Below are 13,001 nucleotides of genomic sequence, written 5' to 3' on the forward strand. Positions count from 1 at the left end.
TATCAATAATTCAGCAAAGCTTATCTGTTTTATCTATTTCTATTTTTTTCATAACAAATTCGATTTTTATTATTTTTTTTGCAAAAAAACTGGCGTTATGCTGCGTACATATTCCAAACAGTGATTGAAGATCTGCTTATAACAGATCAATTTAAAGGGGTTTTCCATGCGTTTTTCTCAAGTTAAAGTCGGCGTCATTGCCGCATTGCTCTCAGTTTCTTCATTTGCGGCACAAGAATTCTTAAACGTTTCTTATGATCCGACTCGTGAGTTATATACAGATTTTAACAAACAATTCGGTACATTCTGGAAACAGCGTACCGGTCAAGACATCGACTTTAAACAATCACACGGTGGTTCAGGTAAACAAGCCCGTGCCGTGATTGATGGTTTAAATGCTGATGTAGTCACACTTGCACTTGCAGCAGATATCGATGAGATTGCGGAAAATGCAAAACTACTTCCAGCAGACTGGCAAAAGAAATTACCGAACAACTCTACGCCATATACCTCAACAATTGTATTCCTTGTTCGTAAAGGCAACCCAAAACAAATCAAAGATTGGGGTGATCTTGTTAAGCCAGGTGTAGAAATCATTACACCAAATCCAAAAACATCGGGTGGCGCACGTTGGAACTACTTAGGTGCTTGGGCGTGGGCGAAACATCAAAAAGGTGGTAACGACGCTAAAGCTCAAGAATTTGTTCGTCAAATTTATAAACAAACCAAAGTACTTGACTCAGGCGCACGTGGTGCAACCACAACATTTGCTGAACGCGGTATCGGTGATGTATTGCTGGCTTGGGAAAATGAAGCTTATCTTGCCGTACGTGAGCAACCAGGCAAATTCGAAATCGTCACACCTACTCTTTCTATTCTTGCAGAACCACCAGTGGCTGTCGTTGAAAAGAATGCTGAGAAAAAAGGTAATCTACAAATCGCTCGTGGTTACTTGAACTACCTGTATTCACCAGCAGGACAAGAGATTGCCGCACGCAACTTCTACCGTCCACGTAATGCCGCAGTATTAAAGAAATACAGCAACGTGTTTAAACCACTTAAATTGGTGACGATTGACCAAGAGTTTGGCGGCTGGACTAAGGTGCAAAAAACTCACTTTGATAATGGCGGTATCTTTGACCAAATCGTCAAGATCAACAGTACAACAAAATAATTTACTCAACGGGTAAATAGGGAGAGCGGACATGATTCATACCGTAATTGTTCCAGGTGTAGGTGGTAGCGAAGCGCAGCATTGGCAGTCTTGGTTACAACAGCAACTCGTGTCTAGCTCTCGCGTTCAACAGCAACATTGGGATCGTCCTGTGCTCAGCGAATGGGTGGCGCAATTTGTTAAAACTGTTTCAGCCGCTCCAGCGCCTGTTCAAATCGTTGCACATAGCTTTGGCTGCTTAACCAGTGTAGCAGCGCTGGCTGAACACCCAGAACTCAGAGCAAAAGTTAAAAATCTGATTTTGGTTGCACCGGCGAACCCTGCACGGTTTGGTGAAGCAGGTTTTGCGCGTCATAGCTTGACTGACTATAAGCAGTATTTTCAGCAGCTCAAAATAGAAGTGCCAACCACATTATTGATTAGTGAAAATGACCCTTGGTTGGGTTATGTCGATGCCTTGCAATTGGCTCAGGCATGGAAATTAACACCGATTAATTTAGGTCCAGTTGGTCATATCAATGTCGCATCTGGATTTGGCCCCTTCCCTGATATCCTGAACTACTTGCTCCCTGAAAAAAAGATGCAGCCTATCGTCCGAATGAGTCAGGCAAATTTTAATTTGAAATTTGCCTAACCCCAGCTTTCCGTAATTCTAGTATTCGCATTATTTATTTGCTTGTTTTAGCAAACATTTCTCTTTGAGGAAATATCATGTCGCAGCGTTCCCGAGTGCTGCCTGGGTTTGGTCTCTCATTAGGCTTCACCCTCGCTTACGTGTCTTTGATTGTGCTTATTCCTTTATCTGCTGTATTTATCAAATCTTTTGGGATTGGATGGGATGGCTTATGGGAAATCTTAACCTCAGAACGAATTTTAAAATCCTTACAGCTTAGCTTTAGTGCCGCACTGATTGCCGCTTTAGTGAACGTTATTTTTGGTTTGTTATTGGCTTGGTGTCTGGTCCGTTATAACTTCCCAGGCAAACGTATTGTCGATGCTTTGGTGGACTTGCCGTTTGCCCTACCGACTGCTGTTGCAGGTATTGCCTTAACCTCTTTATATGCCCCAACAGGCTGGATTGGACAATACCTTTCTCCACTCGGGATTGAAGTGGCTTATACCCCGATTGGGATCACACTTGCTTTAATCTTTATTGGTCTTCCCTTCGTGGTTCGTACTGTACAACCTGTACTCAGTGATATTGAAACTGAATTGGAAGAGGCCGCTTCAGCATTAGGAGCGAATCGTTGGCAAACCATTACTAAAATCATTTTGCCGATTTTATTCCCTGCTTTGCTAACAGGTTTTGCCTTAGCATTTGCACGTGGCGTTGGTGAATATGGCTCTGTTATTTTCATTGCAGGCAACCAACCTTATAAAACAGAAATTGCACCTTTGATGATCATCTCTCGCTTAGAGGAATACGATTACGCAGGTGCAACCACCATCGCTGTGGTTATGCTCGTCCTCTCTTTTGGCATCTTATTTTTAATTAACTTGGTGCAAGCATGGGCTAGCCGTCGTACAGGGAGAGTTGCACAATGAGTTTAAATACCAATGGCAATGCTTTAGCACTCAAATTACAAACTAGAGATGCAACCCGTGAACCGACTTGGGTTCGCTATACCTTGATTGGTGTTGCACTGATCTTTTTCCTGAGCTGCTTAATCCTCCCGCTGATTTTGGTTTTTGTTGAAGCATTTAAACAAGGTCTGACCGTTTATATTAATGCTTTAACCGATTCAGATACTTTATCAGCCGTCAAACTGACCTTGCTCACTGCCGCGATTGCAGTACCCATTAATGTGGTGTTTGGTGTCGCAGCTGCATGGGCAGTTGCAAAGTTCCAGTTTCGTGGTAAAGCCATCTTAACCACCATTATTGATATGCCTTTCTCAGTATCACCAGTGATCGCAGGTTTAATGTTAGTTCTGATTTTTGGTACACAAGGCTGGATGGGCAGTTGGTTAATGGATCATGACATCAAAATCTTGTATGCCGTACCTGCGATTGTACTCGCCACTATTTTCATTACTGTTCCCTTCGTAGCACGTGAGTTAATTCCTTTAATGGAAGCACAGGGGACTGAGGAAGAAGAAGCTGCGATTGTACTCGGTGCTTCAGGTTGGCAAACCTTCTGGAGAGTGACTTTACCTAATATCAAATGGGGTCTGATTTACGGCGTAATTCTGTGTAATGCCCGTGCAATGGGTGAGTTCGGTGCGGTATCCGTGGTTTCAGGTCATATTCGCGGTCAAACCAACACTTTACCGTTACACGTCGAGATTCTTTATAACGAATATACCTTTAGTGCTGCATTTGCTGTGTCTTCATTACTGGCATTTTTAGCGATCATTACATTGATTTTGAAAACTTGGCTGGAAATTCGTCAAGAGCAAGCAAATAAACATCAGCCGAATCACTAAGGAATAAACACATGAGTATTCAAGTTAAAAATATTGAAAAACACTTTGGTGCATTCCATGCGCTGAAAAATATCTCTTTGGACTTTCCTGAAGGTGAATTAGTTGCCCTACTTGGTCCTTCAGGCTGCGGAAAAACAACCTTATTACGCATCATTGCAGGATTAGAATCTGCAGATGGTGGTCAGGTTTTACTTGAAGGTGAAGATGCAACGGACATCCACGTGCGTGAACGTCAAGTTGGTTTTGTTTTCCAACATTATGCCCTGTTCCGCCACATGACTGTTTTTGACAACATTGCCTTTGGTTTACGCGTTCGCCCGCGCGCAACACGTCCATCTGAAGCTGAAATAAAAAAACGTGTGACTCGCTTACTGGATTTGGTACAACTGGGTTTCTTAGCGGATCGCTATCCAGCTCAGCTATCTGGTGGTCAACGTCAACGTATTGCATTAGCCCGTGCACTCGCAGTTGAACCACGTGTTTTGTTACTTGATGAACCATTTGGTGCACTTGATGCCAAAGTACGTAAAGAATTACGCCGTTGGTTACGTACCTTACATGATGAGCTGCATATCACTTCAATTTTTGTGACTCACGATCAAGAAGAAGCTTTAGAAGTCGCTGATCAGATTATCGTGATGAACAAAGGTGATGTTGAACAGATTGGTTCACCACGTGAAGTGTATGAAAAACCTGCAACCCCATTTGTTTTTGATTTCCTTGGTCAAGCAAATCGTTTTGAAGGTGAGCATACTGGCGGTATTATCCGTATCGGTGATGATCGTATTCAGCTACCAATGCTATTAGATGCCCCGCAAGGGAAAGTGATTGCATTTGCACGACCAAATGAATTACATATTCATACCCAACCTCAAGCCAACACCATTGAGGCAACGTTCTTACGTGAAGTGTGGATTGCAGGTCGAGTTGTGGCGGAGTTACAAGATCGTAGTGGACGTACTATCGAAATTTTATTAAGTGTAGAAGAGGCGAACTTACATCAATTCAAACCAAATCAAACCGTTTGGATCAGTGCAGCTCAACTTCATTTATTCGCAGATCAAACAACGCAAGTTGCTTAAAATAATATTGATGGGGTAAAACACGCCCCATCCTCTTACGAGGAAAAACTTTTATGAACTTCCAACAACTCAGAATTATTCGAGAAACTGTTCGCCAAAACTTTAATTTAACTGAAGCATCTGCGGCACTTTATACCTCCCAATCTGGTGTCAGTAAACACATTAAAGACTTAGAAGATGAATTAGGTGTACAGCTATTTGTACGCAAAGGTAAACGCTTATTAGGCCTCACCGAACCGGGCCAATCCTTATTAAGCATTGTAGAACGGATGTTGGTCGATGCTGACAATATTAAACGTCTAGCCGATGATTTTAATAAAGTTGATGAAGGTACACTGACTATCGCAACCACACATACTCAGGCACGTTATGTGCTGCCCCCGATTGTGAATCAGTTTAAAAAGTTATTTCCAAAAGTACATTTGGTATTACAACAAGCCAGCCCTGTTGAGATTGCAGAAATGCTACTCCAAGGTGAAGCAGATATTGGTATTGCAACTGAGTCTTTAACAACAGAAGATAACTTGGCAAGCGTACCTTATTATGAATGGCACCATAGCATTATCACCCCAAAAGACCATCCTTTGGCAAAACTAGATAAAATCAATCTGGACGTCTTAGCTGAATATCCATTGATTACTTATCATGGTGGTTTTACAGGGCGTTCTAAAATTGATAAGGCCTTTGAAGATGCACAATTGCATGCTGACATTGTAATGTCTGCACTTGATGCCGATGTCATCAAAACCTATGTTGAACTAAATATGGGTGTCGGAATTGTCAACGATGTCGCTTATGACGCAGAGCGTGATTATCGTTTACAGCAAATCAAAACAGATATATTTGGTGTTAATACCACTTGGATTGCGGTACGCAAAGGACACCTACTCCGTGGCTATGGTTATGAATTTATTTCGCTCTGCTCACCAGAAACAGATATTAAGGCACTGAAAAAAGTGGCTTATCCAGAAGAATAAATTATCCAGAAAACAGAAGGCTCATCATGAGCCTTTTGTTTGACTTAATTAAAGAGCATAAAAAAACGAGCATTAAGCTCGTTTTTTTATGCTGAATGCATGGATTAGAACTTAAAGCTCACACCCACTTTTGCAACTGGCATCCACTCATATCTGCTTTTGTTTTCAATATTGCGTTGTTCTTTATCAACAGCGCTTTCTAAAGTATTACCATTACTACCGATGATTTGGTCATCGCCAGAAGTTTTTAAGTTAACAGTTGGATTACCTGTGTAATAAGCACCAACTTCACCAAACACGCCTATATTTTTATATACAGGAGCATTTAAACCAAGACCTAAGTATGGTGCGATATCATTATCATAATTCATCGTACCATCAATTTGTGCACTCTGAGTGTTGGTTGTTGTAAAACGCTCACCATTAACCTTAACTAAACTGTTGCCACCAACACGTTTTTTCAAGTTATATTCGTTGTCTAAATAACCAACGCCTGCTGCTACATAAAGAGCACGAGCAAATGCATTTTGATTAGTACCCCATGGATAAATTTCAGCATTTAAATATGCTGTTTTATTGTCCATGTCCATATCATATTTCGTGCCATCAATTTTTAAACTGTCTGACCAAGAAATATCGCCACCATTATAACCAAGGCTTAAGCTCACGTATGGATTGACTCGATATGAAATTGCACCACCGTAGCCTGTAGTACCTACCTCAGCACGAACTGAAACTGGATCTAAGTATGAAGGGAATGCATAAACTGATTCCTTCACCACTTGTTCATCTGCTGCAAATGCAGTACCTGCAATCGCTGTTAATGCACCTGCTGCTAACATAACACGCAAAGCTTTCATTGAAGTCTCCTCAAAAAACGCTTTTATTTAAATAAATGTATAATTGTTGCTTGTGGAATAAGCATAAAAGAATGATCGCTAACTTTTTATACAGAAACTGATTACTTTTTGTTATTTTTTGATACAAATTCGAATGAATTATGTATTTATAAATTATAGATAAAAAACAATGGTCTCCATTTTTATTACAGTTTTGTTGCTCAAATTTAAAACAATATATTGTAACTTCTTTTTTCAAAGATTCTGAGAGTCTGCCGCCACTTTATCTATGCTTGCGACATAAGCCGTACAGGGTGCAAGATTTCTTAGGCGATAACAAGGCATTACTTGTGAAATTTAGCCACTCTAAATGAACAAGACATCACGATGTAGCGACAAAAATGTCCATATCATTAACCTTCGCCATGCGTTGCAATCAAAGTAGTGCTTTGCTCTTGCTCGGGTTATGGCTTAAATTCCCTCATACTTCGTTATGAAACTTGGCAAGGGAATAGCCATTCCCTGCGTTTAATACCTCGTCTGATAAAATTTAAGCCTATAACGCAACCTATTTATAAAATGGCAACAGACCCTAGAAAATTAGTGTAAAATCTTCAAAATTTTTTTGGAAGAACGAAGATCATGTCTCAGCTTTCTACAATCATTGAGCAAGCATTTGAAGACCGTGCCAACTATAGCGCAACGGACTGCCCAACAGAAATCCGTCAAGCTGTAGAAGAAGCATTGACTGCTTTAGACAACGGTACACTTCGTGTCGCGGAAAAAATCGATGGTGAGTGGGTTGTTCACCAATGGTTAAAAAAAGCAGTTTTACTTTCATTCAAACTCAATGACAATAAACCAATTGAAGCTTGTGATCTTCGTTTCTATGACAAAGTAGATACGAAATACTCAGGTTGGACGGAAGAGCAGTTCAAAGCAGCAGGTGTACGTGTTGTACCACCTGCTGTAGCTCGTCGTGGTAGTTTCCAAGCGAAAAATGTGATTTTGATGCCGTCATATGTCAACATCGGTGCTTATGTAGACGAAGGTACGATGGTTGATACATGGGCAACTGTAGGTTCATGTGCACAAATTGGTAAAAATGTTCACTTATCTGGTGGCGTTGGAATCGGTGGTGTTTTAGAGCCATTACAAGCAAACCCAACCATTATTGAAGACAACTGCTTCATCGGTGCACGCTCTGAAATTGTTGAAGGTGTGATTGTTGAAGAAGGTTCTGTCATCTCAATGGGCGTTTTCATTGGTCAATCAACCAAGATCTTCGATCGTGAGACTGGTGAAGTTCATTATGGCCGCGTACCAGCAGGTTCTGTGGTTGTTGCGGGTAGCCTTCCATCTAAATGCGGTACTTACAGCCTTTACGCTGCAATCATCGTGAAAAAAGTAGATGCGAAAACTCGCGCTAAAACCAGCTTGAACGATTTATTACGCGCAGACTAATTTGTAATATTTATTGCGGAACTTGATCGTTCCCCGTCTCTACGATCAGTCATGGTCGTAGAGATTTTGTTTTTTATGTAGCATGCTGCTTGTGTAGCAACTGTTTGTGGTAACTGTTTATGGCTTCCTTACGTTCCTCTGCAATTCCTGTCTCCGATCCTTCGGCGGGTTTACGCATCACGGAGATCTTTTACTCTTTGCAAGGCGAAGCGAATACCTTTGGTCTACCGACCGTTTTTATTCGTTTAACAGGTTGCCCTTTACGCTGTAGTTATTGTGATACGACCTACTCTTTTGAAGGTGGTGAGCGTTTATCGCTTGAACACATTATCGAAACTGCAAGCCAACATAAAACCCCTTATATTTGTGTCACTGGCGGCGAGCCACTTGCTCAGCCCAATTGCCTGATTTTATTACAGCGCCTATGTGACCTCGGTTTTGAAGTTTCCTTGGAAACCAGTGGTGCCTTAGATGTATCTAAAGTCGATCCACGTGTTTCCAAAGTACTGGATTTAAAAACACCGACCTCTAAAGAAGATCATCGAAATCTATACAGCAATCTTGACTACTTAACGCCACATGATCAGATTAAATTTGTGATTTGTAATCGTGAGGATTATGAGTGGTCAAGACAACAACTTGAACAATTTCAGTTGCAAGATAAAGTAAGTACCGTCTGGTTCTCACCTGCTTTTGCAGTTGAAAAAGGTGCTGTCGCCCTGCCGGCCTTGGCGCGTGACTTAGCCCAATGGATTCTAGAAGACCATCTCCCTGTTCGTTTCCAATTACAGTTACATAAGCTGTTATGGAATGACGAATCTGGTCGTTAAAATACTCACCATATCCGTTCTGCAAAATAGATCGGCTTTTATCAAATTTTATTTTTAGGTTGAATCATGGAAAATAATATGCGTTCTCGTGCCATCGTATTATTGTCTGGCGGCTTAGACTCAACAACGTGTCTTGCTTGGGCACAGGCAAATTATGAATGTATCGCTTTAAGCTTTATGTATGGTCAACGTTCGACGACTGAACTTGATGCAGCAAAAGCACTTGCACAACGTGCAGGCGTAGAGCACCGTGTCATTAATATTGATTTGGGTAATTTAGGTGGCTCTGCACTTACAGATCATAACATTGAGGTCCCAGAACAATTACAAGAAGGCATTCCTGTAACTTATGTTCCAGCACGTAACACTATTTTCTTATCTTATGCACTTGCTGCAGCCGAGGTTTTTGACGCTGCTGCCATCGTGATTGGAATCAATGCTGTTGATTATTCAGGATATCCGGACTGTCGCCCTGAATTTATTGATGCTTTTGCCAATTTGGCTCGTCTGGCAACAAAAGCTGGTGTGGAAGGAAAACCCCTTAAAATTGAAACACCTTTGTTACATTTATCCAAAGCGAATATTATACGCTTAGGCATCGAACATGGCGTAGACTATAGTCAAACGGTATCCTGCTATCAGGCAGATGCTCAAGGACGTGCATGTGGCAAATGCGACAGCTGTCGTTTACGTCAACAAGGTTTTATCGAAGCAGGTATTGCGGATCCAACGCGTTACGCTGAATAACCGATATTAGGGTAAAAATTAGGTACATTATATGAAGTTTTCTAAATCAAATCTTATTCTTTCTACAATGATGTCAGCTGCTGCATTATTTGCAACTGCAACTCACGCAGCTGATAATCCATTACAAACTGCGTATAAAAGTACCAATGTAAAATCAGCATTGGTCAATGTATGTAAAGACCAAACTGCAAAAGGCGGTAAATTAACAGCAGCGGAAGTGAGCAAATTCTGTGGTTGTCAAATTGACGCGCAAGGTAAAGTAACTGAAGCACAAAAATGGGAAATCCAAAGCGCAATCAATGCGAAGAAAAGTCCAAGTACTTTAGGTTTTGTACAACAGCAAAATAAAGATTTACAAGCTTGCTTAGGTGCACCGCTTGTGAGCAAGTTAGAAAAGCTCACTGAAGAAGCAATGAAAGCTGCTCAGCAACAGCAGCAACAAGCACCGAAAAAATAAGCTTGTCTTGCTCAAAATAAAGCCTGCATTTATGCGGGCTTTTTTATTGGGTTTTGTTAAAATCTCTTTTATTTAGAATCGGTTGAATCACACCATGCACGACCCATGGAAAACCAATGCTAATCAAAGGCAATCAGTTGTCTCTTTTAGTGGTGGCAAAGACAGTTCCCTCGCCTTATACCATGCCATGCAAACTGGTACTGTGATCGGCTTGATTATGATGCTGGAAGAACAAGGACAACGTTCTCGGTCACACGCGATGCCGCTCGATATTATCCGCGCCCAAGCAGATTCAATTGGTTTACCCGTGTATATGACGTCATCAAGTTGGGCTGATTATGAAACAAAGTTTATTGCGCTGCTGAATCAAGCCAAACAACAAGGTGCTGAAGTACTGGTAACTGGTGATCTGGATATGCCTGAGCATGGCTGCTGGCATGATCGTGTGACTCAGCAAGTGGGACTAAAATTAGGCATGCCATTGTGGTTACGCCCACATAAAGTAGTGGTAGAAGAGTTTATCAATCTTGGTTTTCGCAGTGTGATCGTCACTGTCAATCTCAAACTTGGTATGAAAATTGAAGATTTAGGTAGAATCCTTACCCTAGACTACATCCAAGAATTAGAAAATCGTGGCATTGATCCATGTGGTGAAGGTGGTGAATTCCACACCACGGTGATTGATGGACCAATTTTTAACAAAGCTATTCCTGTACGCCAAGGCGATATTGTTTATCATGAGGAATATGCTTTTTTACCGCTTGAGCTTGAACAACATTAATTTTATCGAAGGATGAACAATGTCTGAGAATATTCAATTACCGAATCACAGCTTCCCAACTACACAGGGTGAAGTGAATCTTGCAGAGCTGAGTAGTGAATGGCTGGTGCTTTATTTCTACCCAAAGGATTCAACCCCAGGTTGTACCACTCAAGCTGTTGGCTTTTCTTGCTTAAAAGACCAATTTGATGCGTTAAACTGTCAAATTATTGGCGTCTCACGTGACTCAGTCAAAGCGCATCAGAACTTCACTGAAAAACAGGCACTGACGATTGATTTAATCAGTGATAAAGAAGAAGTGTTATGCAAGCATTTCGATGTGATCAAAGAAAAAAATATGTATGGTAAACAAGTGATGGGCATCGAACGCTCAACTTTTATTTTCCATAACCAGCAATTGGTCAAAAGCTATCGTAAAGTCAAGGCTGCTGGACATGCAGAACAAGTGCTTGAAGACTTAAAAGCATTACAATCAGCATAATCATGTTAAGTAACAAAAAAGCGAGTTAAAGACTCGCTTTTTTTATGCCAGCAAATTGCCCTTAGCTTTGCGATTGACGTATGATAAATAGATTAAAAGAATTAAATTAAAGACATTTAAAATGATTTATCTCAATGCTTTTTTGCCCCTATCCTTGTTATTTTTTCTGGCAGCATGTAACTCCAATGCCCCTACTACTTCTCAAGATTCTGCCCCCTTAGTCGCACAAATTCAAAAACCAGCGACCGAAATACGCTGCCAAGACCTACAAAACCCTGCTTATCAACAAGTGCTTCTTGATGCAATTAATGAAATTCGACAACACCCCCGTCAATGTGGTGGACAGTATTTTCCCGCAGTTGCACCACTTAGATGGAACAATCACTTATATCAAAGTGCCTTAGCTCATGCCAAAGATATGGCGCAGTACAGTGTGCTTGGACATGTCAGTAGCACAGGTCAAGATTTTAGAACTCGTCTAAAACAAACACAATTTAAAGGTCGAGGCGGCGGTGAAAACGTAGCACGTGGACAAAAAAATTTAAATGTTGTGATGGCAACATGGCTTGCCAGTCCTGTGCATTGTCATAATTTAATGCATCCCAAATTTACAGACTACGCGCTAGCCTGTACAGTCGATGCCTCAACCAAACAAAAGAGTTATTGGGCTCAACAATTTGGTGTTCGCTAAGAGGAAGAACCATGCAATCTGGATCAATTACCCCGATTTTTCGTATTTTTGATGTTGAACTTGCTCAAGCATTTTATCTTGAGTATTTGGGCTTCCAATTGGACTGGCAACATACTTTTGGGGATAACTTTCCTATTTATCTACAGATTTCCAAAGGCGATTGCATTATCCACTTATCTGAACATTTCGGTGATGCCAGCCCGCATAGTGCCATTCGCATTTATTGGGAGAATCTCAGTTTGCTTCATGCAGAATTGGATGCAAAAGACTATAAATTTGCAAAGCCTCAAGTAGAGAAGACCGATTGGGAAACATTGGAGCTGAGTATTACCGATCCATTTTCCAATCGAATTATTTTTTGGGAAGATGCTTAAGCAATATAAACTCAAGCAGCTTCCTCTTTATGCTTAAAGGATTTAGGGCTATACAATTTCATAATGAAAAACTTTGCTAATAATTTTCCATTGTTGATGTTCATATATCAATGTTAATGCATCATAAAAATATTTTGGCTGAATTGCACATTCAACATGCACAATTGCCAATCGTTCGTGAATCAAGTTGATGGAAACCACTTTATCTTGTCTTAGTGCATTTTGAGAAGCGGGTGAAATACGCTTTTCCACAATAGAAAAATAGCTTGCCATCTCCAGTTTTAACAAAGGATGATCCGTTGCGTTGATATAAATGGCATCTGAATGAAATACTTGTTGCAAACGGTTCACATCACAAAAATATAAAGCATCAAAATATTGCTGCAGTTGCGAATGAATCGCTGAAATTGCATTGTTAACCATATTGACTACCTCCTCGCCTCACCATTATGGACGGGTTGCTTCAGTCGTCGCATGGATACTGTCTCTCCCGCGACTCCCCAATTATCTGTATTCACTTCATCAATCACCACAAATGTGGTTGCAGGGTCTTTATCCAATACCCGAACTACAAGCTCTGTCGCTTCTTTAATCAATTGCTGCTTTTGCTGTACTGAAACATTCTCTTTGGTAATTTGAATCAAAATATAAGGCATGATTTTTCTCTTCTAAAATGAT

At 40.8% G+C, this 13,001-nt stretch carries 17 protein-coding genes; 14 read left to right on the plus strand and 3 right to left on the minus strand.

Going from position 1 to position 13,001, the window contains the following annotated elements:
- Positions 1 to 166 precede the first annotated feature (166 nt).
- The 6 genes from A7P55_RS20255 (at position 167) to A7P55_RS20280 (ending at position 5,659) form a co-directional block, all read left to right on the plus strand.
- Positions 167 to 1,174 carry a sulfate ABC transporter substrate-binding protein gene (locus A7P55_RS20255; protein ID WP_171553534.1) on the plus strand — a complete coding sequence of 336 codons (1,008 nt, stop codon included), beginning with the start codon at positions 167 to 169 and terminating at the stop codon, positions 1,172 to 1,174.
- A 31-nt stretch (positions 1,175 to 1,205) separates the two neighbouring features.
- On the plus strand, positions 1,206 to 1,808 hold the full coding sequence (locus A7P55_RS20260; RefSeq protein WP_171553535.1) for an alpha/beta hydrolase: 603 nt from the start codon (positions 1,206 to 1,208) through the stop codon (positions 1,806 to 1,808).
- Between the two features lie 77 nt (positions 1,809 to 1,885).
- Positions 1,886 to 2,719 carry a sulfate ABC transporter permease subunit CysT gene (gene cysT, locus A7P55_RS20265; RefSeq protein ID WP_005274145.1) on the plus strand — a complete coding sequence of 278 codons (834 nt, stop codon included), beginning with the start codon at positions 1,886 to 1,888 and terminating at the stop codon, positions 2,717 to 2,719.
- A complete protein-coding gene (cysW, locus tag A7P55_RS20270; RefSeq protein ID WP_171553536.1) occupies positions 2,716 to 3,600 on the plus strand; it encodes a sulfate ABC transporter permease subunit CysW in 885 nt (294 codons plus the stop codon). The genes cysT and cysW overlap by 4 nt, the downstream gene beginning before the upstream one ends.
- A gap of 11 nt (positions 3,601 to 3,611) precedes the next feature.
- Positions 3,612 to 4,682 (plus strand): TOBE-like domain-containing protein, encoded by a 1,071-nt coding sequence (locus tag A7P55_RS20275; RefSeq protein WP_171553537.1) that lies wholly within the window; start codon positions 3,612 to 3,614, stop codon positions 4,680 to 4,682.
- A gap of 53 nt (positions 4,683 to 4,735) precedes the next feature.
- Complete coding sequence (locus A7P55_RS20280) at positions 4,736 to 5,659, plus strand: CysB family HTH-type transcriptional regulator (RefSeq protein ID WP_005151839.1); 924 nt, start codon at positions 4,736 to 4,738, stop codon at positions 5,657 to 5,659.
- A gap of 104 nt (positions 5,660 to 5,763) precedes the next feature.
- On the opposite strand, the gene carO is transcribed toward A7P55_RS20280, so the two are convergent.
- Positions 5,764 to 6,519: an ornithine uptake porin CarO type 5 gene (carO, locus tag A7P55_RS20285; RefSeq protein WP_171553538.1), complete on the minus strand. Its 756-nt coding sequence runs from the start codon at positions 6,517 to 6,519 to the stop codon at positions 5,764 to 5,766.
- Between the two features lie 621 nt (positions 6,520 to 7,140).
- Between carO and dapD the strand changes: the two genes are divergently transcribed.
- The 8 genes from dapD to A7P55_RS20325 all read left to right on the plus strand — a co-directional run bounded on the left by dapD (position 7,141) and on the right by A7P55_RS20325 (position 12,323).
- On the plus strand, positions 7,141 to 7,962 hold the full coding sequence (dapD, locus tag A7P55_RS20290; protein ID WP_171553539.1) for a 2,3,4,5-tetrahydropyridine-2,6-dicarboxylate N-succinyltransferase: 822 nt from the start codon (positions 7,141 to 7,143) through the stop codon (positions 7,960 to 7,962).
- Between the two features lie 119 nt (positions 7,963 to 8,081).
- Positions 8,082 to 8,792 (plus strand): 7-carboxy-7-deazaguanine synthase QueE, encoded by a 711-nt coding sequence (gene queE / locus A7P55_RS20295; RefSeq protein WP_171553540.1) that lies wholly within the window; start codon positions 8,082 to 8,084, stop codon positions 8,790 to 8,792.
- Positions 8,793 to 8,870: 78 nt separating this feature from the next.
- On the plus strand, positions 8,871 to 9,539 hold the full coding sequence (gene queC / locus A7P55_RS20300; RefSeq protein ID WP_201772399.1) for a 7-cyano-7-deazaguanine synthase QueC: 669 nt from the start codon (positions 8,871 to 8,873) through the stop codon (positions 9,537 to 9,539).
- Between the two features lie 31 nt (positions 9,540 to 9,570).
- The gene (locus tag A7P55_RS20305; protein ID WP_004654556.1) at positions 9,571 to 9,996 is read left to right on the plus strand and encodes a hypothetical protein; all 426 of its coding nucleotides are present in this window, start codon (positions 9,571 to 9,573) and stop codon (positions 9,994 to 9,996) included.
- Between the two features lie 94 nt (positions 9,997 to 10,090).
- On the plus strand, positions 10,091 to 10,777 hold the full coding sequence (locus tag A7P55_RS20310) for a diphthine--ammonia ligase (RefSeq protein WP_171553541.1): 687 nt from the start codon (positions 10,091 to 10,093) through the stop codon (positions 10,775 to 10,777).
- Positions 10,778 to 10,796: 19 nt separating this feature from the next.
- Positions 10,797 to 11,258 (plus strand): peroxiredoxin, encoded by a 462-nt coding sequence (locus A7P55_RS20315; RefSeq protein ID WP_016164241.1) that lies wholly within the window; start codon positions 10,797 to 10,799, stop codon positions 11,256 to 11,258.
- A 121-nt stretch (positions 11,259 to 11,379) separates the two neighbouring features.
- A complete protein-coding gene (locus tag A7P55_RS20320) occupies positions 11,380 to 11,949 on the plus strand; it encodes a CAP domain-containing protein (protein WP_171553542.1) in 570 nt (189 codons plus the stop codon).
- 11 nt (positions 11,950 to 11,960) lie between these two features.
- Complete coding sequence (locus A7P55_RS20325) at positions 11,961 to 12,323, plus strand: glyoxalase superfamily protein (RefSeq protein WP_171553543.1); 363 nt, start codon at positions 11,961 to 11,963, stop codon at positions 12,321 to 12,323.
- A 48-nt stretch (positions 12,324 to 12,371) separates the two neighbouring features.
- Here the strand turns inward: A7P55_RS20325 and A7P55_RS20330 are convergent, their stop codons facing one another.
- Both A7P55_RS20330 and A7P55_RS20335 read right to left on the minus strand, forming a co-directional pair.
- Positions 12,372 to 12,746 carry a nuclear transport factor 2 family protein gene (locus A7P55_RS20330; RefSeq protein ID WP_171553544.1) on the minus strand — a complete coding sequence of 125 codons (375 nt, stop codon included), beginning with the start codon at positions 12,744 to 12,746 and terminating at the stop codon, positions 12,372 to 12,374.
- A 5-nt stretch (positions 12,747 to 12,751) separates the two neighbouring features.
- Positions 12,752 to 12,979 (minus strand): 4-oxalocrotonate tautomerase family protein, encoded by a 228-nt coding sequence (locus A7P55_RS20335; RefSeq protein ID WP_171553545.1) that lies wholly within the window; start codon positions 12,977 to 12,979, stop codon positions 12,752 to 12,754.
- Positions 12,980 to 13,001: the final 22 nt, after the last annotated feature.

It is taken from the genome of Acinetobacter sp. Ac_5812, from assembly GCF_013072695.1.
Classification (GTDB): Bacteria; Pseudomonadota; Gammaproteobacteria; order Pseudomonadales; family Moraxellaceae; genus Acinetobacter.